Consider the following 26,649-nt stretch of genomic DNA (forward strand, 5'->3'; position numbering starts at 1 on the left):
AGCTGATGGGTTGATTGCGAAACAAGGCAAGCCCAAGAACAAGCCAAACCACGTGCTCAGCAGGTAATTTTCTCCTTCTGATCGATGCCTTACCTGTTTGATGCAGAGATGTTTCAATCCAATTTAAGTCAATAAGTTCACAAAAATGGTTGAGTGATGGGAGAGCATGTTCAAGAGTGGATTCTAAATGTTCAGATAAAGACATAAAAAAATGAGCGTATTTACATACACTCATTTTTACTACATTTTTCTAATATTTGCTTAACTGACTGGCATTATCTCCAAGTGGAGGCTTTTTATTTTCCTTCCTAGTAGTTCTCTCTCCCTTTGGGAGAGAGTTAGAGAGAGGGTAGATCTCTCCCTGGCCCTCTCCTTGTAGGAGAGGATTGGGAATGATTGATTGAATCCCTCTAAGTCTCCCCTTTAAGAAAGGGAGACTTTCAATTAAAGCAACTCAATCGCCACAGCAGTTGCTTCACCGCCACCGATACATAGGGCGGCGATACCACGCTTGCCACCGGTACGTTTTAGGGCATGAATTAGGGTTAAAATAATACGTGAACCGGTCGAACCAACTGGGTGACCAAGTGCACAGGCACCGCCATTGATGTTGACTTTTTCTGGGTCCAGTTTGAACTCGTCCATTGGACACATGGTCACCATGGCAAAAGCTTCATTGATTTCCCACAGATCCACATCTGCAACCGTCCAGCCGGTTTTATCCAGAACTTTTTGAATTGCACCGACTGGCGCAATGGTAAATTCAGATGGATGCTGTGAATTCGAAGCATAGGCAATCAGCTTGGCTAGCGGTTGTAAACCTTTTGCTGCAGCGTTGTCTGCTGAGGTTAATACAAGTGCAGATGCACCATCCGAAATAGAGCTGGCATTGGCCGCAGTAATGGTGCCATCTTTAGCAAACGCTGGGCGTAGTGTTGGAATTTTTTCAATATTGGCGTTGAATGGTTGTTCATCTTTATCGACCACGACATCGCCTTTACGGGTAGACACCGTTACAGGCACGATTTCATCGGTAAAATAACCTTCATTCACTGCAGTTTGTGCACGTTTTAATGAACGAATAGCAAAGTCATCCATTTGCTCGCGGGTATAACCTTTGGTATTGGCCATGTCCTGTGCAAAAGAACCCATTAAACGGCCGGTTTCTGCATCTTCAAGGCCATCTAGGAACATATGGTCTTTGACTTCACCATGGCCCATACGGAAACCGCCGCGTGCTTTTGGCAGAATGTACGGCGCATTGGTCATTGATTCCATACCACCTGCAACCACGTAAGTTGCTGAACCGGCTTTAATCATATCTGCGGCTTGCATGACCGCTTTCATGCCTGAACCACACAATTTGTTAATGGTTACAGCACCGGTTGAATCCGGTAAGCCTGCCTTACGCATGGCTTGACGTGCAGGACCCTGTTTTAAGCCGGCCGGTAAAACACAGCCCATAATGACTTCTTCGATATCGGTCGGTTGTAAGCCAGCACGAGAAATAGCGGCTTGAATGGTGGCTGCACCTAAGTCGGGTGCGGTTAAACTGGCAAGACTACCCTGAAAACCACCCATTGCTGTCCGTGCACCATTAACAATTACGATATCCGTCATCGTTGTATCTCCAATCTGTTTCTAATCAATTCAATATTTATTTTGAGCTTAAGCCCTAGCAGTATAGGGGAAAAATCCACAGAATAAAGCGTAATTTTCATACATCTTTAGACGCATAAGTTTTAGCAGCTATTGGGAAATTCTATGCGTAGAAAACCACGATTACTGAGGAAAATACGCTGATTGGGGGTAAAACCTGAACAATAATAAAAACTGCCATTGGAGCCTAAAGGCAAGCCCTGCTGGGCGTTAAATCTGAGGCTGGGCAGAGACAGGGCACCTTTCCATTCCAGGTTACCGTATTTCAGGCGGGTCTTTTCGGTTAAGACAATGGATTCGCCAGAGTCGAGGCTTCGGTTGCGGTTATGATCGATAAAAATAATAAAGCCATTGTTCCATTGATTATTCTGACATTGCTGCAGATCGGCACTGGGGCAAATTACAATATTGGCGCGATAGGTGAGGGCTTGGGATTTGGCCAGGTTAATACTATATTGCAGTAAATAACGGATGCGCTTGGCTTCTTGCTGGGCCAGATATTGCTGAAAATGAGGCAAAGCAATCGCACTGATGATGCCAATGATTGCTACCACCACAATGAGTTCAAACAGACTAAAGCCTGAAGTGTGAGATTTGATCGGGTACATACTAAGTAGACCTATAATTTTTATATTTTTATTGTGTTTCTGTAATACAAAATATTGTTTTGTAATATTTTTCTAGGTTGTCATTATTTTTACGCATCTTTCTATAAAGCTGCTAAAATAAAGTGAAAGTGGAAGTGACAATAAGCTATCCACAACAAAAAATTGAGTAAAAATTTACCGAATTACAACGGAAATTGTAAGTAATTTTGTCAATAATTTACTTGATTAAAATTATCAAGCACTTGGAAAAAGAATAAAGTGTTTGTATGATTCAAAGTGACTAGCTTAAAAAGAAAACTGGGGTAAAAAGCCTATCTCAGGATAGCCAAAACTTTAGGCTTGAGCTTGAACAACAATTTGTTATCTCTGGAGGATAAATCCATGAAAATGAGTCGTATTGCATTAGCAATGCTCGTAGCTGCTCCTTTAGCTGCTGCAAACGCGGGCGTAACTGTTACCCCATTAATGCTTGGTTACAACTTTATTGATACTAAACACAACAACGACAAGCTAACAGATGGTCCAGAATTACAGGACGATTTATTTGTTGGTGCAGCACTTGGTGTTGAACTTACTCCTTGGTTAGGTTTCGAAGCTGAATATAGCCAAGTTAAAGGTGATGTAGATGGTGCTGGTGAAGGCGCTGAATATAAGAAGCAGCAATTAGCTGGTAACTTCTATGCAACTTCTGACTTAATTACCAAAAACTATGACAGCAAAGTGAAGCCATATGTACTTCTAGGTGCGGGTCACTACAAATATAAAGCAACTGGTGGTGATGCTGATTGGGCTGGTGAAAACGAAGGTACTATCGGTAATGCTGGTGTGGGTGCATTCTGGCGCTTAAACGATGCTTTATCTCTTCGTACAGAAGCACGTTCAACATATAACTTCGATGAGAAATTCTGGGACTACACAGCTTTAGCTGGTCTTAACGTAGTTCTTGGCGGTCACTTGAAGCCAGCTGCTCCTGTAGTAGAAGTTGCTCCAGTTGAGCCAGTTGCTCCAGTTCAACCAGCTCCACAAGAGTTGACTGAAGACCTGAACATGGAACTTCGCGTATTCTTTGATACCAACAAATCAAACATCAAAGATCAATACAAGCCAGAAATCGCTAAAGTTGCTGAAAAACTGGTTGAATATCCAAACGCAACAGCGCGTATCGAAGGTCACACAGACAACACTGGTCCACGTGCACTGAACGAACGTTTATCTTTAGCTCGTGCGAACTCTGTGAAATCTTCACTTGTAAACGAATACAATGTTGACCCAGCTCGTCTGTCAACTCAAGGTTTCGCTTGGGATCAACCGATTGCTGACAACAACACCAAAGAAGGTCGTGCTATGAACCGTCGTGTATTCGCGACAATCACTGGTAGCCGTACAGTTACTGTACAACCAGAAGCAGCTGCTCAATAATTTGAGTAGACCTTAGAAAAAACGACTCTTCGGAGTCGTTTTTTTTTATAATGGAATTTTATTGCCTTAGAAATCCCGCAGTCTGGGTAAGATGGATTATGAGCACAGAAATTCCGGATCAACTCCTTCAACTTGAAGCCAATGGTGGTATTTTTGCTATTTGGAAGATTTTTCAGCACTATGGGATTGATCTGGAAATTGCCGATCTGGTCCAGCTGTGCCGGCATAATAATGAAGATGGCACTTTCGGAATTGCGCTAGCGGTTGGGCTGAAAAAGCTAGGTCTTGAGGTGAGCTTTCATACCGATCCTGATCCGCACCAGCACCCGACGGAAGTGTTGTGTTATCAGGAAGCGCAGCAATTACAGATTCCGCTACAGCCGGCACTCAGCTATAGCGCTTTGCAGACATGTGTTGATCAGGGCCGCTTTGTGATAGTGTTCTATGACACACTAGAAGGTGTGGGGAATCATTCCTTAATCTATTCGATGGATGCAGAAGAGGTCTGTTTCTTTGACAGCTTTGATGCAATGCCAGCACAGGTTTTCGAGCAGCAGCGTCAGGCAGAGGGCATTTGCCGTCAGGCCATTGTGATTGATGACCGAAATTTTGTGATGCGTTATAGCTAAGCCACATTTATCGAGATCATAAAAAAAGCAGTCACTTGGACTGCTTTTTTGTTGAGTGCTTTTAAAGAAAGCTGAATCAATTATTCACGGTCGATCTTCATCGGCTGCACATCCATCTGCTGATAAGGAATCAGCTTGGTTTTGTATTTCCATTTATAGCCTAACCAGATGGCCAGGAACAATAAAATCCCGATATAGGTGGAAAGCACAGCCAGCCACTCACCATCAAGTACCGCCTGATAGTTCTGGCCCAAGACCACAATCGCACATAAAGTGAAGGCAAACCACGGTGCGAATGGGAAGAACTTGGCGCGATACGCCAGATCTTCAAGTTTATAACCCTGAGCAAGATAGCCTTTGCGGAAACGGTAGTGAGAAACTGCAATACCCAGCCAGACAATAAAGCCACACATGCCTGACATATTTAGTAGCCAGTTAAAGACCTGTTCTTCACCAATAAAGGTGGTCAAGAAACATAATGCAGCAATGGCTGTAGTGGCATACAGCGCATTCATTGGTACGCCGCGTGGATCAAGACGGGCAAAGGCTTTTGGTGCACTACCTTTACGTGCCATATCAAACAGCATACGCGTAGAGGAATACATGCCTGAGTTACCCGCAGACAGAATCGCAGTTAGAATGACTGCATTCATGACGCTGGCTGCAAAGGCAAAACCGGCCTGTTCATACAGTAAGGTAAACGGTGACAGTGCCACATCATCTGTTGCAGCGGCCTGGAGTAATCGTGGATCATCATAAGCAATCAGGGTGCCGATAATGAAAATACACACGATATAGAACAACAGGATACGCCAGAAAATCTGTTTGATTGCAATCGGAATAGTTTTCTGTGGATCTTTGGATTCACCTGCAGCCACGCCGACCATTTCTGTGCCCTGGAAGGAGAAACCGGCAATCATCGCCACACCAATCAGGGCTGATAAACCACCGACAAAGGGTGCTTCACCTTGGCTCCAGTTACCAAAAGTTGCAACATCCGGGGTCATCATGATCTTGGCGATCATGACCAGACCAATAATAATAAAGATGATAATCGCAAGCACTTTGACTAAAGAGAAGAAGAACTCGGACTCACCAAAGCCTTTGACTGTCAGGGCATTAATCGCAAACACCACGGTCAGGAACAGGGCACTCCAGTAGAAACCGGGAATATCCGGGAACCAGAACTTCATGATGAACTGTACCGCAACCAGTTCAAATGCCACGGTAATGGCCCAGTTATACCAGTAGTTCCAGCCTAGCGCGAAACCAAAACCACCTTCGACATATTTGCTGCCATAGGTAAAGAATGCACCTGAGGTCGGATTGTGGGTCGCCAATTCGCCCAAGCTGGTCATCAAGAAATAGATCATGACGCCAATCAGGGCATAGGCCAGTAATGCACCACCCGGACCAGCATTGGCAATGGTCGCACCGGAGGCCAGGAATAAACCGGTCCCGATCGATCCGCCAATGGCGATCATATTTAAGTGGCGAGCACCGAGCTTACGCTGCAGCTGTCGGCTGTGTTGAGTTTCGCTCATCATACTTCCTTAACATTTTTTTGAGTGCTCGCGAACAGCACTTTAAAACCTTGTTGATCTGCCTTGACCGTACACTGGCCAAAACTCTGTTCAATCAACAGGGGATAATTTAAAAAGCGGTTGGCCACAATCCACAGTTCACCACCCGATTTCAGGTGGCGGCGCGCAGTTTTGCACAGTTTTTCGCTGGCATCATAGTCGGTCTGAATCCCCTGATGAAAAGGCGGATTGCTGACAATGGCATGTAAAAACAGCGGCGCATCTTCAATGCCACTGACGGCTTTAATTTCAAGCTGCTGCGGATTGAGCTGGTTGTGCTCAAAAGTCATTTGGGTTGAAGCGAGTGCAAAAGCATCTACATCCAGCGCGAAGATACGGTTATCTGGATTCAGCTTGGCCAGATAGGCACTGATAATGCCGGCGCCACAACCAAAATCGGCAATTTTACCCGATGGCACCTGGCATAAATAAGGCAGGAAGACCGCTGTACCGATATCAAGCCGGTTCTGGCTGAACACACCTGGCAGGGCACAAATCTGTAGATCGCCTTTCGGCGTCGCTACAGTATAACGCTGCGCCCAGTCGGCCAGTGCTTTTTTCTCGACGCTGCAGTCTAGTGTTAATTGCCAGAGTTGGCAATGACGGGCACTGTCGAGTTTTAAGGCTTTACCATAAGGCTGTAGCTGTTTGGCCGCACGTTCGACGCCGCCTTTTTTCTCACCGACCAGAAAAACACTGCTGCCGGTTTGCAGATGGGCGGCAACATTGTGCAGCACATAATTCAGCAGTTCTTTAGATTTCGGCACAAAAATAACCGCCTGATCAAATTCGCCTTCTGGAAAGTCGGCACCAAAATGAACGGGGGCAGTCTGGTTCTGGAAATAGTGGTAATCGTTAAAATTCCATGTCCAGAAAAAAGGCTGGACCGATTCACCGAATTCAGCGAACAGCTGGTCTGTAGGCGCATTGATCAGTAACACACGACCTGATAAATAATCATATTGTCGTAATAGCACTTCGCTTTTAGCATCCATGAGTCGCTCTCCAATAGAAAAACACTGTCCAAGTCCGGCTCAGACAGTGTTTTCTGGACATGAAATTACTTCTTGGTTTCAGGTAATACAATATTCAGAATCAGTGCTGCAATACCGCCAGTCGCAACACCTGAGCTAAAGATATTACGGAATAATTCTGGCAGATGTTCCAGAATTTGTGGCACTTGTGCAACGCCTAAACCCAGTGCCAGAGAAATGGCAATGATCAGCAGGGCACGACGGTCCAGATGAATACCCGATAAAATGTTAATTCCCGATGCGGCTACCGCACCAAACATGACCATGACAGCACCACCCAGAACGGCTTGAGGCACAGCCTGAATCACGCCCGCAACAGCAGGTAATAGGCCTAAAATCACCAGCATCGCGGCAATCCAGATTCCGACATAACGGCTAGCCACACCGGTTAACTGAATCACACCGTTGTTTTGTGCAAATACCGAACTTGGGAAGGTGTTAAAGATACCGGCCAGGAATGAGTTAGCACCATTGACCAGCACACCACCTTTAATACGCTGCATCCATTTTGGACCATCCACAGGCTGGTTCGACAGTTTTGAGGTTGCAGTGATGTCACCAATCGCTTCTAAAGACGTGACCAGGTAAATAAAGGCCATTGGAATGAACAGGCTCCAGGAGAATTCCAGACCAAAGTGCATTGGAGTTGGCACTTGTACCAGTGGCGCTTCCTGCAGACCAGAGAAGTCCAGATGACCCATAAAACCAGCCACAATATAACCCACGATCAGGGCAATCAGGATGGCGGAGCTTTTAATCCAGGTCACATTAATCCGGTTCAGGATAATGATTAACGCTAAAACGGTACAAGACATGATCAGGTTATCGGCATTGGCGAAAGTCTTGTCCGACATGGCCTGATAGCCACCGCCCATACTGATTAAACCTTCTTTAATTAAGGTTAAACCAATCAGCAGGACCACAATCCCGGTCACCAGCGGGGTAATCAGTTTTTTAACCCATGGCAGAATTTGTGAAACACCCATCTCGATAAATGAACCGGCAATCACCACACCAAAAATAGCAGCCATAACCGACTCAACTGGTGTACCTGCTGCGACCATTGCAGAACCAATCCCGATGATTGGGCCAATAAAGTTAAAGCTGGTGCCCTGAACAATTAACAGTCCGGCACCAAAAGGACCTACTTTTTTAGCTTGCAGGAAGGTTGCAATCCCCGAAATCACCAAAGACATCGATAAAATCATGTTGGTGTCTTCTTTGGAAACACCCAAGGCCAGACAGATCAACAGACCTGGTGTCACAATCGGGACAATAATGGCCAATAAGTGTTGGAAGGCAGCAAGAAAAGCAATAAATGGTTTAGGACGGTCATTCAGACCATAGACCAAATCCAGTTGCGGTTTTTGATCAGGAGATGAATTAAATTCAGACATAAGTCAAAAGCAAATTAGGCTAGGTGGCGGTATTCTAATCGAGTTACACGTCTTTACAAACTTTAAATCGTCGCTTCTGTCGAAAAAAGTTCGATTGTCAATAAAGTGTCACTACTAAATGAGAGTATTTTTCTGTATAATTTGCCCTCAAATTTAAAGCGTATCGAATTTACATGTCAGATATTAAAACTCTCCGCAACATCGCGATTATCGCGCACGTTGACCACGGTAAAACCACTCTTGTAGATAAACTTTTACAACAATCAGGTGCTCTCGGTGAACGAGCGGGCGAGATTGAGCGTGTCATGGATTCAGGCGCTATTGAAAGTGAACGTGGTATTACCATTCTTGCAAAAAACACTGCAATCAAATGGTTAGATAAACGTACCGATACTGAATACCGTATCAACATCGTGGATACCCCGGGACACGCCGACTTCGGTGGTGAAGTTGAACGTGTCATGTCGATGGTGGATTGCGTACTTCTTCTGGTTGACTCACAAGAAGGTCCAATGCCACAAACCCGTTTCGTAACGCAAAAAGCGTTCGCACGTGGTTTGAAGCCAATCGTGATCATCAATAAGGTCGACAAGCCAAACGCGCGTCCTGACTGGGTGATTGACCAGGTATTCGATTTGTTCGACAACCTGGGTGGTACTGACGAGCAGCTAGACTTCCCGGTGGTATATGCGTCTGGTTTACGTGGTGTTGCTGGTCCATCTCCAGAAGAACTGGCTGAAGATATGACACCGTTGTTTGAAACCATCGTAGACATCGTTGAACCACCAGCAGTTGACGTTGATGGTCCATTCCAGATGCAAGTGTCTTCACTGGACTATAACAGCTTCGTGGGTGTAATCGGTGTTGGTCGTATCCAGCGTGGTTCTGTAAAACTGAACACACCTGTAACTGTCATCGACAAAGATGGTAAAACACGTAACGGCCGTATCTTAAAAATCATGGGTTACCACGGTTTAGAGCGTATTGATGTAGATTCTGCATCTGCGGGTGACATCGTATGTGTAACCGGTATGGACGAGCTGCATATTTCTGACACCATCTGTGATCCGAAAAATGTTGAAGCGTTACCACCGCTTTCTGTAGACGAACCAACCGTGTCGATGACATTCCAGGTCAACAACTCGCCGTTCGCGGGTAAAGAAGGTAAGTTTGTGACTTCACGTAACATCCGTGAACGTCTAGACCGCGAATTGATTCACAACGTTGCACTGCGCGTTGAAGATACTGACAGTCCTGACCGTTTCAAAGTGTCTGGCCGTGGTGAACTTCACCTGTCAGTTCTGATTGAAAACATGCGTCGTGAAGGTTTCGAGATGGGTGTATCTCGTCCGCAAGTGATCTTGAAAGAGATTGATGGCGAAATGCAAGAACCATACGAAAACGTGACTTTTGACGTTGAAGAACAGCACCAAGGCGCTGTGATGGAACAAATGGGTAACCGTAAAGGTGAGATGACCAATATGGAAGTGGACGGTAAAGGCCGTATCCGTATTGAAGCAACTGTTCCTTCACGCGGCCTGATTGGTTTCCGTTCTGAATTCATGACCATGACGTCTGGTACCGGTATCATGACCTCTAGCTTCTCGCACTACGGTCCAATGAAACAGGGTTCTGTAGCAAAACGTCAAAACGGTGTACTGATTTCTATGGTTCAAGGGACTTGCTTGGGCTATGCACTGTTCAGCTTGCAAGACCGTGGTCGTCTATTTGCTAAACCTCAATTGGAAGTTTACGAAGGTATGATCGTGGGTATTAACTCTCGTTCAGACGATATGGTGGTGAACCCAACCAAAGCGAAACAGTTAACCAACGTACGTGCATCTGGTACGGATGATGCGTTAACTCTGGTTCCTGCAATTGAATTCACACTTGAACAAGCACTTGAATTCATTGAAGATGATGAGCTGGTTGAAGTAACGCCGAAGTCAATCCGTATCCGTAAGCGTTACCTGACTGAAAACGAACGTAAGCGTAACAAATCTTAATTTTTAAAATTAAGAAGAAAAAAGAAACCGCCAGGTCCACTTGGCGGTTTTTTTTGTATTAAATGTTCTAAAACTACTTGGAAATAATTGAAAAAAGCGTACATTAAGCAGAAATCAAATCCTAGTAATTATGTATACTTCATCACATAAATAAAGATATATTCTGGAGCGCATATGAGCATTTTAAAAGAATTTAGAGAGTTTGCCATTAAAGGCAACATGATGGACCTGGCAGTCGGTGTCATCATTGGTGGTGCATTCGGTAAGATTATTGATTCACTGGTAAAAGATGTGATCATGCCGCTGATTTCATGGATTTTAGGTGGTGATGTCGATTTCACCAATAAATTCCTGATTCTGGGTGATAACCCGAACAATGTCCAAACCTTGGCTGCTGCCCAGGAAGCCGGTCTGAACATTTTCCATTATGGTAATTTCCTGACCATCTTCATTAACTTCCTGTTATTGGCCTGGGTGGTGTTCTGGTTGGTGAAACTGATGAACAAAATGCGCCGTAAGCAGGAAGCAGAGCCAGAACCGGCAGCAACTCCAGAAGATATCGAATTACTGCGTGAAATTCGTGACGAATTGAAAAAACGTCCGCAGGCGTAATTGAAAGCAAAAGAAAACGGCGCAAAGGCGCCGTTTTTTTATAGAATCCCTCCCAACCTCCCTTCTTGCGCTTCATTTAAAGCTTTGCTTTAAACTGGCTCAGAGAGGAGAAGACCCCCCTTTACCAAAGGGGGATTTAGGGGGGATTAAAAATCCATCCGGAATTTAATTTCCACCAAATGAAAACCAAACTGGCTTTTGACCGGACCATGCAACACCCGTTCAGCAGCCGTAAAGACCAGTTTATCAATCACTGGGACCAGTTGGCCTTTTTTCACTTCACCGAGTTCGCCGCCACGTTTGGCTGAGTTGCAGGTGGAATACTGTTTGGCAATTTTGGCAAAGTCTGCACCTGCTTGCAGCTTCTTTTTCAGCTGCTCGGCAGTATCTTTATCTTTTACCAGAATATGACGGACGATGGCCGTTTTCATGGGTATTACCTCGCTGTATGTTTCGGCTTGCTGGCTTTAGGATGAGCCAGTTTGACTTTCTTCAGCGGTTGGCACTCCGGGCAAAACACTGAGGCGCGCTGACCAAGCTTGAGGTTTTCCAGTGTGGTTTCACAGTTGACACACATTTCACCGGCACGACCATAGGCCAGCAGGGTTTGCTGAAAATAGCCATTTTCACCCATGGCATTGCTATAGTCGCGTAAGGTCGATCCACCCAAATCAATGGCCTGTTTTAAAATCCGCTTGATCTCCAGGGTCAGCTGCTCAATCTGTTCCAGACTTAAGCTCGACGCCGGTTGTGCCGGGTGAATGCCCAGATTAAACAGACTTTCTGTGGCGTAAATATTGCCCACGCCCACCACCACATGGTTATCCATGATTGCAATTTTAATGCCGACATTTTTGTTTTTCAGTTTATCGGCCAGATAGTGAGCATTGAAAGCATCACTTAAAGGTTCAGGCCCGAGCGTATCGATCAGTTTGCTTTGCGAGTTTTCATCTAGCCAGAGAATACAGCCAAAACGGCGCGGGTCGTGGTAGCGCAGCTGAATATCATCAAACTGGATAATCAGATGGTCATGTTTGCGCAGTTCGGCCTCGGGCTCACATAGGCGGAAGCTGCCGGACATGCCCAGATGCCACAGCATGCTGTCCTGTTCAAACTGGGCCAGAATATATTTGGAGCGACGGGTCAGGTTCAGTAGTTTTTGCCCGACCAGTTTGTGTAGATCGTCTGGAATTGGCCAGCGTAAGCTGGACTGGCGTACCTGCACGGCGTGCACACGCTGTTCTAGCAGCGGTAATAAACTGGTTTTGGTGGTTTCAACTTCAGGTAATTCAGGCATGGACAGGCTTCGGCATGAGGATGCAGCTAATATCGGGTTGAATCTTGAAAAATACAAGACAGGGCAAGGCTGCATTATAAAGTGAATTGCCGTACCGCGCAGCCGGATCAGTCTTGCGGCTCAAACTGAACATTCACAGAAAAATAAAAGCGATTCAGCGTCCAGGTAAAAAAATGTAAGCCTGCACATCATTAATGTTGAAAATCACATGCCGCCCATAAAAAAACGCCAAGATAGGGCAAAACAAAAATGAGTTATCCAGATGAGGAGCAATATGCATACGCCGCAACACATCATCGAGATCTGTCAGCAGCAGCAACGTCAATTAAGTCTGTTTCTCGATTTAGACGGCACTCTGGCCGATTTTCAGCTTGACCCGCAGCACAGTTTTATTCCCACCTCGACTTTAAACACCCTGGCCGAATTATTGCAGTTGGGGATTCCGGTGAGTGTGGTTACTGGCCGTTCCATTGAGATGGCCAGACAGCTGTTACAGCAGTTACCGCTGCCGATTGCTGAGTTACATGGATTACAAATTTGGTGGAATAGTACAAAGAAATTACAACTTGATTTAAGTCATATTAATTATAAGCAGCTCCGGGCAGACCTGAGTCAGGCCTGTCGCGCCTACCCGAATTTACGTATTGAGGATAAGCAGTTTTCGGTAGCCCTGCACTACCGGGAATATCCAGAGCTTGCGCCGGTTGCACAGCAGATTATGGCGGTGCTGCAAGTGCGTTATCCTCAACTTAAGCTCAAGCAGGGCAAGTGTGTGGTCGAGCTTTTGCCTCAGCAAGCGAGTAAAGGTTTTGCAATTAGTCGCTTACTGGAAGCAATGCCAGAAAACAGCACTTTTCCCATTTTTATTGGTGATGATGTGACGGATGAAGATGGATTTGCTGTGGTCAATCAGCATCAGGGTTTGAGTATTAAAGTCGGTGAAGGCGAGACACAGGCCCACTATCGGCTGGCCAATACCCAAGCCGTGGCGGAGTTGCTGCATTTAATAAAAATACATTGCGAAACAGGAGCAATGACCATCAAAAGAGGATGTGAGGGTAAAAATGTCAAAGCTAATCGTGTTATCCAATCGGGTCAGTTTACCGAATCCTGAAAAAAAAGCCGCAGGTGGTCTGGCGGTGGCCATGCAAGATGCACTGCATGATATTGGCGGGGTCTGGGTGGGCTGGAATGGTGAAAGAGTCGAGCAATTTTCCCAGCTGAAATTCGACTCGGTGCAGCATCAGGGTGTGGAATATCTGACCAGCCCCTTAACTGAACAGCAGTACCAGCAATATTACTGTGGCTTTGCCAACAATGCCTTGTGGCCGGCCATGCATGATCGCAGCGATTTAATTGAATACTCCACAGACGAATATCTGACTTATCAGGAAGTCAATCGCATGTTTGCCGAACAGCTACAGGCGATTGCTGAGCCGGATGATGTGATCTGGGTGCATGACTATCATTTTTTCAGTATCGCCCGGCATTGCCGCCAGTTAGGCATGCATAACAAGATTGGTTTTTTCCTGCATATTCCTTTTGCCCATGAAGCGGTGTGGCGGGAAATTCCGGTGGCATCACGTTTACTGCAAGACCTCTGTGAATATGATGTAGTTGGACTGCAAACCCAGCGCGATCAGCAGCAATGTATGCGCATTTGCCAGACCATGCTCAGTGGTGAGGAAATTCATCCTTATATCCTGCGTTATCAGAATAAGCTGACCATGATGAAGAGTTACCCCATTGGGGTGAATCCAGACCTCATCCAGCACGCGGCCGCTCAGCCCTTAACGAGCACCCAAGATATCTTTGATTTTGACTCCCTGGCCCAACAAAAAACTATTATCGGCGTTGACCGGATTGATTATTCCAAAGGGCTGCTAGAACGTTTTGATGCTTTTGCCCATTTCCTGGCTTCTTATCCTGAATATCACCAGCAGGTGGTGGACCTGCAAATTGCCTGTCCATGCCGCATGGATATTCCCGCCTATCAGCGCCTGTACCAGCGTTTAGAAGACCAGATTGCCGCCATTAACAGCCAATATGCTACAGCAGACTGGTTGCCGGTGAATTGCAGTCATCAGACCTTGGCACATGAAGTGCTGATGAAAATTTACCGCCAGTCGGATATTTGCTGGGTCACTTCTTTAAAAGACGGTATGAATTTGGTGGCCAAAGAATATATTGCCGCTCAGGATGCCGATAATCCGGGCGTGCTGATTCTGTCCGATAAAGCCGGTGCCGCAGACCAGATGCCGGATGCACTAATTGTGAATCCACATGACCGCGAGGCCATGACGCGAGCCCTGAAACAGGCACTGGAGATGCCGCGAGCAGAGCGGATACAGCGTTACAGTCGCTTAATGGATGGTCTGAAAAAATTTGATATTGCCGACTGGCGTACTACTTTCTTAAATGATCTGCGCCATAACAGCTTCCTGTATCACTACAAGATGCCGCTTCGCGCCCAGGTCTCGCCGGTGATTCACTAATACGTTAACAATTTTCAATATTTATCTGCCCAGCCACGTGCTAAATCTAAACAGGGTCATCAGTTAAAAACATCAACATCGCCGTACCGTGACTGCAAGTTTGGCTACTCATGCCCGCTTGTGGTCACTGTGCTGGCAATGATGACAACCGGATAGATTGAGAACAATTATATATTTGGAATATAGAACCACTATGGACCAGATTCTGGCTGAATTTGAACAGCAGACAGCGCCTACCGCCGAAGATTACGTCACCACACTACGCCGTTTGCTGGCAGTATCACCTGAATTTCCTCATCCGGGCAGGGGGCAAACCCTGCTGCGCTGGCAACTGCTGGCCAAAGTTGCGGCCACCGATTTAACTTTGGTGAAATGGCTGGAATCACATTTCGATGCGCTGAGTATTTTAAACGAACTACAGATTCAGTCCGTTCCGGCGGGCTGGTGGGCAGTCTGGGCCGCGGAAGGCCATCCACAACCTGTACAGTATGAGCAGGGCTATTGTTCCGGTTATAAGGCTTGGTGCTCGGCGGCATATGCGGTGGATTTTGGTTTAATGACTTATCGCGGTGCAGATGGCCAGTCACAATTATTGATGGTCGAGATGCAGCAGCCTTCAATCCAAGTAGATGATAGCAGTTGGCAAGCCATCGGTATGCAGCAGACGGCCACAGCAACTGTTCATTTTCAGCACACTCCAGCCACACGCATTGCACAACCCGGAGATTATCTGAATCGGTCGGGCTTCTGGCATGGTGCAGCCGGTGTTGCGGCCTGCTGGTATGGTGCTACAGTACGTCTGGCTGAATATTTACAGCAGCATGTGCAGCAGAAAACCCATGCCTATCATGAATTGTATTTGGGCGAAGTCAGTACCCGACTGGCCGTGACACGACAGTTTTTTACCCATGTGGCTGCCCAGATAGATGCAGCGCCGGCACACAGCCATGAACTGATCATCCGGATGTTACGCGCCCAAGTTGAGGATACTGCGCTATTGGTACTGGAAAAGGTCGGAAAAGCGCTAGGCGCACGACCTTTTTGCGAGCAGGCACATTTTGCCCGGTTGGCTGCCGACTTGCCGGTATTTTTGCGCCAGAGTCATGCTGCTTTTGATCTGGCTACAATTGGCCGCTTATCGCTACAGGAGGGGCAAACATGGCAACTCTGATCGATCCGGTAGTCGGTGACCGGAAAATCTATGGTAGCGGTACCGATCAGGCGCAGTGGCTCAATTGGTCCGGACTGACCGGGCTGCCGGATTTGAATCTGACGCAGCACTTTCCTGAGCGTGGCCGGGTACTAATTTTCGCGCCACATCCCGATGATGAAATTCTCGGTTGTGCGGGTCTGATGCAGCAACTGGCCGCGGCAGGGCGTGAACTGCTGCTGGTTGCAGTAACCAATGGTACCGGCAGCCATCCTCGGTCAAAACGTTATAGCGTTGAGCAGCTGAATGTGCTGCGGCCACAAGAAAGTCTGAATGCCTTGGCGGTGCTGGGACTGGAACATAAGGTCCAGCGCATTGCCCTGAACATTGCAGATGGCCAGGTGATGCAGGCTGAATCCGAACTGTTGCAGCAGCTACAAAACTGGGTGCAGCCTGAGGATATTCTGGTGACCACCTTCGCTCAAGATGGCCATCCCGATCATGAAGCCACCGGACGGGTGGTGCAGCATTGGGCTAGACAGCACCGGCAGCGCTGTTATCAGGTGCTGATTTGGGCCTGGCATTGGGCCATACCGGCAGATGCACGGATTCCCTGGGCGCAGGCACGAAAACTCCGTTTAACTGCACAGCAGCTGGCTTTAAAACAGCAGGCGATTCAGTGTTTTAAAACTCAGATCGAGGCTGATGACACTATTCACCAGCCGCCAATTTTATCGGCAAAAACCATTTCACGACTCTTAATCCCGTACGAGGTCTATATTGATGCGACTGAACACGGATGACTATTTTGACCAGCTGTATCAGGACAATGATGATCCCTGGCACTATCAGCAGCGCTGGTATGAGCAGCGTAAACGGCAGCTGTGTCTGGCGGCCTTGCCGCAGGCGCAGTTTCAGCGGGTCCTGGAAATTGGCTGCAGCAATGGCATCTTCAGTGAATTGCTGGCTCCGCGTTGTCAGCAGCTCATCTGTGTAGATGCCCACCGTCGTGCGGTTGAACTGGCACAGGCCCGTCTGGCGAGGTTTGCGCATGTGCAGGTGCGGCAACAACGTGTCCCTGAAACCCATCTGGCGCTGGAAAATGATAGTCTATTTGATCTGATTATTCTCAGTGAAGTGGCCTATTACCTGCGTCCGGCCGAATTAGTGCAGCTAATGCAGCAGCTGCAGCAGTGTTTAAGTGCAGACGGTACGCTGCTGGCCTGTCACTGGCGTTACCCGATTGCAGGCTTTGAGCTGAATGGCGATCAGGTACATGCCTGTTTAAGGCAACAACTGGCACTGCATCATTATTTGCAGATGAATGATCCGGATTTTCTGCTCGATCTCTGGACTCAAGATGCACAATCTGTGGCTGCGCGGGAGGGACTGATATGAGGATGGCGGTGGTGGTGCCTGCCTATAACGAAGCCGAAACGCTGGGCGCCTGTCTGGCGGCTATTCAGCAGGCCATTGCACAATTACCGCCCGTTGTGTCTGAAGTAAAGGTGCTGGTGGTGCTGGACAGTTGTGATGATCAGTCTGTTGAAATTGTACAACAGGCCGGAATCGACTACTTGTGTTGTGAAGTACGCTGTGTTGGTAAGGCACGGGATTTGGGCGTGCGCGCCATGATTGCCAAAGGTGCTGACTGGATTGCCTGTACCGATGCCGATACCCAGGTTGATGCGCAGTGGTTATCTGCACAATATGCCCATCAGCCGGCAGCACTGATTTGTGGCGTGGTTGAAATTAAAGACTGGTCGCCTTTATCTGCGGCCGCCCGGCAGAAATATCTGCGCCATTATCAGGATAAAATGGACCATCGGCATGTGCATGGGGCCAATCTCAGTTTTTCTGCTGCGGCCTATTTAAAAGCCGGTGGTTTTCAGGCCAGCAGCTGTCATGAAGATGTGCAGCTGGTCGAGCAGATGCAGTGCTTAAACCTGCCGATTGTCTGGAGTAACCAGGTACGGGTCACCACCAGCAGTCGTCTGGACAGCCGGGTCAGTGATGGTTTTGCCGCCTATTTGAACCGGCTTGTCGTGCTGCGTCTGAAGTGTGAGCGATTGTGAAAAAATGGCTGTCATCGGGCTGACAAAAACACAGCGTATTTTGATCAACACCACAGTTTAATTCGGTTACATAAAGCGGTAAAAATAAACAGCTTTTAGCCAATTCGGCCGTCTATCTCGGTTAGAATAATTTTCATGAAAATCATAAGGCAGGATCGCCCCATGGGATTATTATTTGAACCTATCCGTTTTGGCACGCTTGAATTAGACAACAGAATTATTATTGCCCCCATGTGTCAATATTCGGCCAATGATAAAGGCGAGCTCAGCTATTGGCATGAGCAGCAATGGGCTAACTATGCCTTGTCGGGTGCCGGTTTATGTATTATTGAAGCCACGGCGGTACAGCCAGAAGGGCGGATCAGCTATGCCGATTTAGGCCTATGGAATGATTTGCAGCGTGCGCAGATGAAAGCCTTGCTGGCCAAAGTCAAAACTTTGTCACCAATGCCATTTGCGGTGCAGCTGGCACATGCCGGACGTAAGGCATCTACCGATAAACCGTGGCTGGGCAAGGACCAGTTTGCGCCGGATCATGCCCAGGGCTGGCAAACCGTATCGGCCAGTAATTTGCCGTTTAACCCGACCGATCATGCCCCTCATGCACTAAGTCTGAATGAAATTGAACAGGTGATTGCCGACTTTGCCAGTGCTGCGGTGCGTGCAGTGGATGCCGGCTTTGATTTAATTGAAATCCATGCTGCCCATGGCTATCTGCTGCATCAGTTTATGTCGCCGTTATCCAATGTCCGAGATGATGAATATGGAGGCAGTTTTGAAAACCGGATTCGTTTAACCCTGGAAGTGTTCCAGGCCATGAAACAAGTGGTGCCAGAAGGTTATCCGATTGGGGTGCGTCTGTCTGCTACCGACTGGATGGATGCGCAGGGCGGCTGGAATATCCAGTCTACGGTTGGGGTGGCCAAAGCGCTGGAACAGTTGGGCGCAGCCTATATTCATGTGTCCAGTGCCGGTCTGCATGCCCAGCAGAGTATCGAGATCGGGCCAAGCTATCAGGTGCCTTTTGCCCATGCCATTAAACAGGCGGTGCATCGTATTCCGGTGATTTCTGTGGGCCTGATTACCGAAGCGGTGCAGGCTGAAGAAATTCTGCAAAATCAGTATGCAGATGCCATTGGACTGGCACGAGCGATGCTTTATGATCCACGTTGGCCGTGGCATGCCGCTGCTGAACTGGGCGGGCAGATTGCCATCGCGCCGCAATACTTGCGCTGTCAGCCGCATGGTTTAAAAGATTTATTCCATCCATTTCCTGTTCAGGAATAAGCAACAGCAGCATCAGGGATGATGCATTTTAGATCTCGTTCTAGAGAAGGAAGGCACTTTTGTTGCTGAATATTTTACTGCCCTTGGTGGCAGTACTGGCGCTGGGCTATAGCAGCGTACGTACCAATTTTCTGGCGGCCACGCATATTCAGGCGCTGAGCCAGTTTGTGATGAAGGTTTCACTGCCAGCCTTTTTACTGTTTGCCCTGGCCAGTAAAGACCTGGCCGAAATCTGGCATCCCGGTTATTTTATTGGTTATGGGCTGGGCTCGCTGATCCTGTTTTTTCTGGCGCTAGCCATTTATAAAGCCTATTTCCGGCATAGCCTGACCCATGCCAGTGTACTGTCGATGGGCGCGTCGATGTCCAATACCGGTTTTATTGGCACGGCTATTTTAACCCTGCTGATTGGCAGTCATTCCGCCATTTATCTGTCATTAACTCTAATTATTGAAAACCTGATTATTGTGGCGATGGTGCTGTTTCTGGCCGAAGCCGGTTCGCAAAAGCAAGACCATCATCTTTCGGCGTTATATCTGAAAACCTTAAAAAGTCTGCTAAAAAATCCGGTGATTCTGTCGATTATTGCCGGGATGGCCTGTGTCTTGCTTAATTTAAAACTGCCGGACAGCATCAATCAGATTCTGGAGATGCTCGGCAAAACTGCATCGCCGTTGGCTTTATTTGTGATTGGCGGCAGTCTGGTCGGAATGCGGCTGCACTCGGTTAATCTGCAAAGTGTGCTGCTGGTCGGGATGAAAGTCCTGCTGATGCCGCTGGTTATTTTCACCTTGTTGTGGAGTTTGCCCAATGTCAGCTCAGAAATGCTGTTTGTTGGTACGTTGCTGGCGGCATTGCCGATGCCTGTGGCCTTTGGGATTTTTGGCCAGAATTATGGCCTGAATGAACAGGCACTCCAGCCTTTAATTATGAGTACGGTCCTGGGTTTAATCGGAGTGGCTTTCTGGTTAAGTCAGTCATCGCATTTTCTTTAAATCTTTATGTATCCCAAATAAAAAAGCCCGGTCATCGGGCTTTTTTCGGTCAGCCGCATTAGCTTTTCTTGGCTGCTGCTTTTGGTGGATTCTTGGCTTGATCGGCGATCATCTTGTCCACCACAGCCAGCGATTCTTTGGCTTGCGGGACATTTTCCTTGGCCAGGGCAGAGAAAATCTTTTTCGCTTCCGGCAGGTTTTGCGGCACGATGTTGCCATTGGTAAACATATTGCCAACCGCCATCAGTGCTGGAATATAGCCTTTTTGTGCTAAATCCTGAATGCTTTTTAAGCCCTGCTGAATGGGTGCTTCATTTTTGTTTTTAAAGCCCAGGCTAATGTCATATAAGGCTTTGGCATGAATGGCCTGATTGTTGCCTTTTTTAATGAGGGGTTCCAGTAATTGCAGGCCTTTTTTATCTGAATCGGCTTTGTTTTCAGAGAAATACACCACCGCTAAATCAATGGTGGCATCATGAAAGCCTTGTGATGAAGCTTTTTGCAAATACTGTTTGGCTTTATTGGTATCCTGTTTTAGACCCAAAGTGCCGGTCAGATGGTTTTTACCGAGTACATAATTCGCCACCGGATAGCCTTTTTTCGCGGCCTGCTCATATAGCTCGATGGCTTTCTTTTCATTTTTGGCCGTACCTTGGCCGGTTTGGGTCAAATAACCCAGATTATAAATCGCTTGCGGATTACCGGTTTTGGCCAGTTTGTCTAATTCCTGATAGGCTCCGCTCAGGTTGTTGGCTTTGACCATGGCTTCAATTTTGGCGAAAGCCGGATCGGTCGGAATACTGTTATTGCTGTTGGCGAGGGTAAATTGTGTCGAAAGGGCAACCAGACTTGCCAAAATCAGTTTTTTCATCGTTGTATAAAACCTTGTATCAATGACCACATAATTCCATTTATGTGTGGGGAATAAATTGTCACTCATCATCATAAGATGAAATCAAAGAATGTAAATATAGATGTATCGGAATCCGGTAATTTTTTCAAACCACGTAGGAACAATAATAAAAAAATCCTGAATTTAAGGATTGCTTCAATTTGTAAATCAGTCTCGTTTTTTTTGACGGATAAAAAAACAACCCAAGTTACACGTGTCACTTGGGCTGTTTTTCATAGATCTGCTAGTGACACGCTTAATTTTGCGGCCGCGCCACATCACCGCTTAAAGCTTCAGGTAAATCCAGAACCGTTACATCCATCTCGGCTAAGGCATCCGGTTTTGCTACCACCAAAGCTTGATAACCGCTATCAATAGCCAGGCTATTCACTACTTCTACATCATTGTTCAGTTTGCTGGCGATAGCTGGAGCATCGCCTGTACCTTGAATCAGATGCAGCCAGTGTTTTGGCTTGGCTTTAAACCATAAACGGGCAATCACTTCCTGACCCAAATAACAGCCTTTGTCATAATGAATGCCTTCACGCTGATGCAGGCGCAGTTCCTGTGGCTGGAACAGTTCCGCGGTGCTGGCCTGAATCCAGGCCTGACCACTTTCAAGCGCCTTTAATTGCCATGCTTGAATATCCTGTTCAGTACTTGTGAACTGGGTGCTTAAACCGTTTACGACCGGATAAACCTGACCGGCTTCTTCCAGTTTCATTTTCGAGAAAGCACCAAACTTTTTAATGTGTTTGGCAAAGTCTTCAGCTTGATCGGCCGTTACTACAATTTCAAACTGTTCAGCATTCTGTTTGGTCAGCCATAAACCAAACAGAATACGGCCTTTCAGGCTACAAATTGCAGTATAACGGGTTTCGGTTTGCGGCAGTTTTTCGACATCTACCGTGACTTGACCTTGTAAGAATTTTTGCGCATCTACACCGTTTAAAGTGAATGCAGAGAAAGTCAGATTACTCATGTTCTAATCTCGAAACCGTATCTAATACTAAAGAATGAGGTTAATTTTGCGCTATTTTTCAAAAAAAATCATATTTCTGGCCAGAATTTTCTATTAGATGTAACCAAATTTTTCAAAAATGTATTATTTTTAACTTAAGTTTATGAAATATATGAAATTTGGGAAATAGGCTTCGGGCAGCGTACAATGCCAAGCAGCATGAATGTTAAACAACAAAACTTTGAAAGAAGAAGTCAGAACAAGGCAGGTACGCTATGAATAACAACTACCGTAAACCGCTGCAAGGCACCCCGCTAGAATATTATGATGTGCGACAAGCCGTTGAAGATATTCAGCCAGGCGCATATGCCAAACTTCCTTATACCTCCAAAGTGCTGGCCGAGCAGTTGGTGCGTCGTTGTGATCCAGCCATTTTAGAGCAGTCCTTACGCCAGCTGATTGAACGCAAGCAGGAGCATGATTTTCCATGGTATCCAGCACGTGTAGTCTGTCATGATATTTTGGGGCAAACGGCACTGGTCGATCTTGCCGGTCTGCGTGATGCCATTGCCGATCAGGGCGGTGATCCATCCAAAGTCAATCCGGTGGTGCCAACCCAGCTGATTGTCGATCACTCACTGGCGGTGGAATACGGTGGATTTGATCCGGATGCATTTGAGAAAAACCGTGCAGTCGAAGACCGTCGTAATGAAGACCGTTTCCATTTTATTGAATGGACCAAAACAGCCTTTAAAAATGTCGATGTAATTCCGGCAGGCAACGGCATCATGCATCAAATTAACCTGGAAAAAATGTCACCGGTAATTCAAAACCGTGATGGCGTAGCATTCCCGGATACCTGCGTGGGTACAGACTCGCATACCCCGCATACCGATGCGCTAGGCGTGATTTCAGTCGGTGTGGGTGGTCTTGAAGCTGAAAATGTGATGCTGGGTCGTGCATCTTGGATGCGTCTGCCGGACATTATTGGGGTAGAATTGGTTGGTCAGCGTCAGCCGGGCATTACTGCGACGGACATCGTCTTGGCGTTAACTGAATTCCTGCGTAAAGAGCGTGTGGTCGGTGCCTATTTAGAGTTCTTTGGTGAAGGTGCGGACAGCATGTCAGTGGGTGATCGTGCCACCATCTCCAATATGACCCCTGAATATGGTGCAACCGCTGCGATGTTCTATATTGATCAGAACACCATCGACTATTTAACCCTGACCGGTCGTGAGCCTGAACAAGTCAAACTGGTTGAAACCTATGCCAAAGAAATTGGGCTTTGGGCATCTGACATGACACAGGCGGAATATCCACGTGTGCTGCGTTTCGACTTATCAACGGTAACCCGTAATATTGCAGGGCCGTCGAACCCACATGCACGTGTATCCACAAGTGACTTAAAAGAAAAAGGCATTGCCGGTATTGTTGAACAGCGTACCGATGGTTTGATGCCAGATGGTGCCATCATCATTGCCGCGATTACCTCATGTACCAATACCTCAAACCCACGTAATACCGTTGCGGCAGGTTTGCTGGCACGTAAAGCCAATGAGCTCGGTCTTGTGCGTAAACCTTGGGTGAAATCGTCATTTGCACCGGGGTCTAAAGCAGCTGCGCTGTATTTGGAAGAAGCGGGTGTACTGAAAGACTTAGAAAAACTCGGTTTTGGCATCGTCGCTTATGCATGTACGACTTGTAACGGGATGTCAGGCGCGCTTGATCCAAAGATTCAGCAAGAAATTATTGACCGTGACCTGTATGCGACTGCGGTGCTGTCGGGCAACCGTAACTTCGATGGTCGTATCCATCCGTATGCAAAACAGGCTTTCCTGGCATCTCCACCACTCGTGGTTGCCTATGCAATTGCCGGTACCATCCGTTTTGACATCGAAAAAGATGCGTTGGGCACCGACCAGAACGGTAATCCAATTTATCTGAAAGACATTTGGCCGTCGGATGAAGAAATTGATGCATTAGTGAAAACCTCGGTGAAGCCTGAGCAGTTCCAGAAAGTCTATATTCCAATGTTTGACTTGGGCGAAGTGGAGCAGGCGGCAAGTCCGCTATATGACTGGCGTCCGCAAAGTACTTATATTCGCCGTCCACCATATTGGGAAGGCGCGCTGGCTGCACCGCGTACATTAGCCAATATGCGTCCGCTGGCAATTTTGGGCGATAACATTACCACTGACCATTTATCACCATCGAATGCAATTATTCTGGATTCGGCGGCAGGTGAATATCTGGCGAAAATGGGCTTGCCTGAGGAAGATTTTAACTCCTATGCCACCCACCGCGGTGATCACTTGACGGCACAACGTGCAACGCTGGCCAACCCGAAATTGTTTAATGAAATGGTGGTACGTTCTGACGGTACCATTAAGCAAGGTTCCAAAGCGCGTGTCGAGCCTGAAGGCGAAGTAATGCGGATGTGGGAAGCGATTGAAACCTACATGAATCGTAAACAGCCGCTGATTATTGTTGCCGGTAAAGACTACGGCCAAGGCTCAAGCCGTGACTGGGCGGCTAAAGGTGTACGCCTTGCTGGTGTTGAAGCGATTGTGGCAGAAGGTTTTGAGCGTATTCACCGAACTAACCTGGTTGGGATGGGTGTATTGCCGCTTGAGTTTAAGCCGGGCACAGACCGTAAAACTCTAGGTTTGGATGGTACTGAGCTTTATAGCGTGATTGGTAATATTGCACCTCGTTCGACTTTAACACTTGTGATTGAGCGTTCCACGGCTGATGGTAAAAACCAGATTCTGGAAGTGCCAGTAACCTGCCGTTTAGATACCGAAGAAGAAGTGTCAGTTTATGAAGCGGGTGGGGTGTTACAGCGATTTGCGCAGGACTTCTTGGAAGGGAATGTGGCTTAATTATTAAATGAATCCTCCCCAACCCTCCTTTAAGAAAGGAGGGAGTTTCTCTTTTTTTCTTATGCCATGTATGGCTTAGGGTTGGGGGAGATTAAAGTTATTGAAATTGCGTAAGAAATAAACTAATTTAATTTGTGTTAATTTTGCTCAATTGAGTCGGGGCATCTATGCCAGATAGATTAGAACTAACTAAAAATGTGCTTTTTTTTAAATGTGATTCGCCAAATACTGATCAAGAAATTGAAAAAATTTTAGAACTCGCTACAGAAAATAAGGAAAGTAATACAAATTTTGTGATTGATCAATTCAGGGCAAAAAATAGGACGAATAGAGGAGTTGATTACACGGTATCAATTAAGGTCTTTCCTACAGTTAGACCAGTATATTTCCTTGATGATGATACTTTTGAAGATCGTATATATGCTTATATATTAGTTATAGAAATTAATGATTATTTAGTGATTTTAAGTAAAAGTTGCTCAACATTTTTGGCGTATGTTAAAGAAAACTTTAAGCTAATAGAAGTAGCAGAACTCAGTAGATTGGTAGGAGATAATGCAGAGTTTCAAAAAATAGCTTTACGCAACATGACAGTTTCTGAAAAAGCAGTAAGAAATAGATCCTATGAAGGAAATGATATTAGGTCATCTTTCTCATCACATTCTGCGGGACGATCTATTCCTTCACATTTAAAAATTAAGGAAAAAGGTCAAATAAAATCTATTTCATCGACTGGAAGAATAGTTGAATCATCGCCAAGACAATCCATTGAGGAGATAACTGATTGGGCGTATAGTCAAATCCAACTTATTAATACTTCAAAAGAAAATAATTTTCTTAAAAAATTTGCAAAAAAAGTTTCTCTTGGAGATGTTCTTTCTAAATGTAATCCAAGTGCATTATTGATTGATATTTCAGCCATTGAAGACAAAATTGAAGATGGAACAATTTTATTAAAATATGAGCTATTTAAAAAAGAAAAAATAAATGGAAAAATTAAGAAAACAAAAAAATATATAGAGCCTTCTATTAGAATCTATAAAAAATTGTTTGATCAATTAGGTAGGGTATATGAGCTTAATCAAAATCTAAGAGTAATAAATTTAGAATCAACATCATATGTAAATAAAAATAAGAGAACTTTATCTATTTCATCTAAATTACTTAGAAAATTTAAAGTTGAAGAGAATAGTAAGATAGAAAGCCTATTAAATTATATTAATAAACAAGGTTTATTTTGTCTTACTTTCGATGACCCTCGCTTTATGTATTGTATGGATAACTGTTTTGAGGATGTATCTGGAACATCTGAAATAGAATCTATTTTAGCTATGCTTCATCCCCAAAAGGATATAGAAAAAATTCAATCGGAAAAGGGTACATTCAAAGCTGGTCAAAAACATTTTAGTAAAGGCTCAATGTTCCACTTTGTTGAAAAATTACATTCAAAGGATGACTATATTTTTTGTGATGATTTAGGTGATGAATGGGCCGATCATTTAGTAATTAACAGTAAAGAATATAGTATTAGTTTTATACATGGCTTTGTTGCACAAACCTATCTGTAAAGGGTTTTTCAGCGATATAATTTTCAAATGAAGAAGCCTGCACACAAAATCTACCGCACAACCAATTGGCCCGCATATAACCGAGCACTCATGAGTCGCG

24 protein-coding genes are annotated in these 26,649 nt (G+C 46.0%); 14 read left to right on the top strand and 10 right to left on the bottom strand.

The genetic code is table 11. The annotated features are described in order from the left end of the window. The 3 genes from FTU50_RS12390 to FTU50_RS12400 all read right to left on the bottom strand — a co-directional run. Positions 1 to 205 (bottom strand): transposase domain-containing protein (locus FTU50_RS12390; protein ID WP_171294683.1); only part of this gene is annotated, 205 nt, incomplete at its 3' end. A gap of 239 nt (positions 206 to 444) precedes the next feature. Next, positions 445 to 1,620 carry an acetyl-CoA C-acyltransferase gene (locus FTU50_RS12395; protein ID WP_104470652.1) on the bottom strand — a complete coding sequence of 392 codons (1,176 nt, stop codon included), beginning with the start codon at positions 1,618 to 1,620 and terminating at the stop codon, positions 445 to 447. A 122-nt stretch (positions 1,621 to 1,742) separates the two neighbouring features. After that, positions 1,743 to 2,267 carry a GspH/FimT family protein gene (locus tag FTU50_RS12400; protein ID WP_180047224.1) on the bottom strand — a complete coding sequence of 175 codons (525 nt, stop codon included), beginning with the start codon at positions 2,265 to 2,267 and terminating at the stop codon, positions 1,743 to 1,745. A gap of 381 nt (positions 2,268 to 2,648) precedes the next feature. Between FTU50_RS12400 and omp38 the strand changes: the two genes are divergently transcribed. Together omp38 and FTU50_RS12410 are read left to right on the top strand one after the other, a co-directional pair. Then, positions 2,649 to 3,686, top strand: a complete 1,038-nt coding sequence (gene omp38, locus FTU50_RS12405; RefSeq protein ID WP_168383424.1) for an outer membrane protein Omp38 — start codon at positions 2,649 to 2,651, stop codon at positions 3,684 to 3,686. 98 nt (positions 3,687 to 3,784) lie between these two features. After that, positions 3,785 to 4,315: a hypothetical protein gene (locus FTU50_RS12410; RefSeq protein ID WP_045794979.1), complete on the top strand. Its 531-nt coding sequence runs from the start codon at positions 3,785 to 3,787 to the stop codon at positions 4,313 to 4,315. 80 nt (positions 4,316 to 4,395) lie between these two features. Here the strand turns inward: FTU50_RS12410 and FTU50_RS12415 are convergent, their stop codons facing one another. The 3 genes from FTU50_RS12415 to FTU50_RS12425 all read right to left on the bottom strand — a co-directional run bounded on the left by FTU50_RS12415 (position 4,396) and on the right by FTU50_RS12425 (position 8,329). Next, positions 4,396 to 5,859, bottom strand: a complete 1,464-nt coding sequence (locus FTU50_RS12415) for an amino acid permease (RefSeq protein WP_005175817.1) — start codon at positions 5,857 to 5,859, stop codon at positions 4,396 to 4,398. Then, the gene (locus tag FTU50_RS12420) at positions 5,859 to 6,893 is read right to left on the bottom strand and encodes a class I SAM-dependent methyltransferase (RefSeq protein WP_180047223.1); all 1,035 of its coding nucleotides are present in this window, start codon (positions 6,891 to 6,893) and stop codon (positions 5,859 to 5,861) included. The genes FTU50_RS12415 and FTU50_RS12420 overlap by 1 nt, the downstream gene beginning before the upstream one ends. Before the next feature lie 65 nt (positions 6,894 to 6,958). Next, the gene (locus FTU50_RS12425) at positions 6,959 to 8,329 is read right to left on the bottom strand and encodes a uracil-xanthine permease family protein (RefSeq protein ID WP_005175824.1); all 1,371 of its coding nucleotides are present in this window, start codon (positions 8,327 to 8,329) and stop codon (positions 6,959 to 6,961) included. A gap of 173 nt (positions 8,330 to 8,502) precedes the next feature. Here FTU50_RS12425 and typA point away from each other — a divergent pair, with 173 nt between their 5' ends. Both typA and mscL read left to right on the top strand, forming a co-directional pair. Further along, the gene (gene typA / locus FTU50_RS12430) at positions 8,503 to 10,335 is read left to right on the top strand and encodes a translational GTPase TypA (protein ID WP_005175828.1); all 1,833 of its coding nucleotides are present in this window, start codon (positions 8,503 to 8,505) and stop codon (positions 10,333 to 10,335) included. Positions 10,336 to 10,509: 174 nt separating this feature from the next. Beyond that, complete coding sequence (gene mscL, locus FTU50_RS12435; protein ID WP_005175830.1) at positions 10,510 to 10,947, top strand: large conductance mechanosensitive channel protein MscL; 438 nt, start codon at positions 10,510 to 10,512, stop codon at positions 10,945 to 10,947. A gap of 146 nt (positions 10,948 to 11,093) precedes the next feature. Here mscL and FTU50_RS12440 read toward each other — a convergent pair whose 3' ends face one another. Further along, the gene (locus FTU50_RS12440) at positions 11,094 to 11,378 is read right to left on the bottom strand and encodes a peptidylprolyl isomerase (RefSeq protein WP_005175832.1); all 285 of its coding nucleotides are present in this window, start codon (positions 11,376 to 11,378) and stop codon (positions 11,094 to 11,096) included. A 5-nt stretch (positions 11,379 to 11,383) separates the two neighbouring features. Further along, on the bottom strand, positions 11,384 to 12,244 hold the full coding sequence (gene mutM / locus FTU50_RS12445) for a bifunctional DNA-formamidopyrimidine glycosylase/DNA-(apurinic or apyrimidinic site) lyase (protein WP_168384080.1): 861 nt from the start codon (positions 12,242 to 12,244) through the stop codon (positions 11,384 to 11,386). Between the two features lie 274 nt (positions 12,245 to 12,518). On the opposite strand from mutM, the gene otsB reads away from it, so the two are divergent. The 8 genes from otsB (at position 12,519) to FTU50_RS12485 (ending at position 20,246) form a co-directional block, all read left to right on the top strand. Further along, entirely contained in the window at positions 12,519 to 13,358 is an 840-nt protein-coding gene (gene otsB, locus FTU50_RS12450; RefSeq protein ID WP_005175835.1) for a trehalose-phosphatase, read from the top strand. Further along, the gene (locus FTU50_RS12455) at positions 13,309 to 14,739 is read left to right on the top strand and encodes a trehalose-6-phosphate synthase (RefSeq protein WP_127800811.1); all 1,431 of its coding nucleotides are present in this window, start codon (positions 13,309 to 13,311) and stop codon (positions 14,737 to 14,739) included. Before otsB ends, FTU50_RS12455 begins: the two co-directional genes overlap by 50 nt. Positions 14,740 to 14,932: 193 nt before the next feature. After that, positions 14,933 to 15,910 carry an acyl-CoA dehydrogenase gene (locus tag FTU50_RS12460; protein ID WP_180047221.1) on the top strand — a complete coding sequence of 326 codons (978 nt, stop codon included), beginning with the start codon at positions 14,933 to 14,935 and terminating at the stop codon, positions 15,908 to 15,910. After that, positions 15,898 to 16,692, top strand: coding sequence for a PIG-L deacetylase family protein (locus FTU50_RS12465; protein WP_005175842.1), 795 nt, complete (start codon positions 15,898 to 15,900; stop codon positions 16,690 to 16,692). The genes FTU50_RS12460 and FTU50_RS12465 overlap by 13 nt, the downstream gene beginning before the upstream one ends. After that, positions 16,673 to 17,287, top strand: a complete 615-nt coding sequence (locus FTU50_RS12470; RefSeq protein WP_180047219.1) for an SAM-dependent methyltransferase — start codon at positions 16,673 to 16,675, stop codon at positions 17,285 to 17,287. Before FTU50_RS12465 ends, FTU50_RS12470 begins: the two co-directional genes overlap by 20 nt. Further along, a complete protein-coding gene (locus tag FTU50_RS12475) occupies positions 17,284 to 17,964 on the top strand; it encodes a glycosyltransferase family 2 protein (protein WP_180047217.1) in 681 nt (226 codons plus the stop codon). Before FTU50_RS12470 ends, FTU50_RS12475 begins: the two co-directional genes overlap by 4 nt. A 162-nt stretch (positions 17,965 to 18,126) precedes the next feature. Continuing rightward, a complete protein-coding gene (locus FTU50_RS12480; protein WP_180047215.1) occupies positions 18,127 to 19,251 on the top strand; it encodes an NADH:flavin oxidoreductase/NADH oxidase in 1,125 nt (374 codons plus the stop codon). Positions 19,252 to 19,310: 59 nt separating this feature from the next. Beyond that, positions 19,311 to 20,246 (top strand): AEC family transporter, encoded by a 936-nt coding sequence (locus FTU50_RS12485; protein ID WP_180047213.1) that lies wholly within the window; start codon positions 19,311 to 19,313, stop codon positions 20,244 to 20,246. Positions 20,247 to 20,304: 58 nt separating this feature from the next. Here the strand turns inward: FTU50_RS12485 and FTU50_RS12490 are convergent, their stop codons facing one another. Further along, positions 20,305 to 21,117, bottom strand: coding sequence for a tetratricopeptide repeat protein (locus tag FTU50_RS12490; protein ID WP_005175859.1), 813 nt, complete (start codon positions 21,115 to 21,117; stop codon positions 20,305 to 20,307). Positions 21,118 to 21,394: 277 nt separating this feature from the next. After that, a complete protein-coding gene (locus FTU50_RS12495) occupies positions 21,395 to 22,120 on the bottom strand; it encodes a folate-binding protein YgfZ (RefSeq protein WP_163146089.1) in 726 nt (241 codons plus the stop codon). Between the two features lie 254 nt (positions 22,121 to 22,374). On the opposite strand from FTU50_RS12495, the gene acnD reads away from it, so the two are divergent. Both acnD and FTU50_RS12505 read left to right on the top strand, forming a co-directional pair. After that, positions 22,375 to 24,981: a Fe/S-dependent 2-methylisocitrate dehydratase AcnD gene (gene acnD / locus FTU50_RS12500; RefSeq protein ID WP_127800825.1), complete on the top strand. Its 2,607-nt coding sequence runs from the start codon at positions 22,375 to 22,377 to the stop codon at positions 24,979 to 24,981. Positions 24,982 to 25,148: 167 nt separating this feature from the next. Beyond that, the gene (locus FTU50_RS12505; protein ID WP_180047211.1) at positions 25,149 to 26,549 is read left to right on the top strand and encodes a hypothetical protein; all 1,401 of its coding nucleotides are present in this window, start codon (positions 25,149 to 25,151) and stop codon (positions 26,547 to 26,549) included. The last annotated feature ends 100 nt before the right edge of the window (positions 26,550 to 26,649 follow it).

Origin of the sequence: Acinetobacter sp. YH12112, assembly GCF_013418945.1 — a bacterium.
Taxonomy (GTDB): domain Bacteria; phylum Pseudomonadota; class Gammaproteobacteria; order Pseudomonadales; family Moraxellaceae; genus Acinetobacter; species Acinetobacter indicus.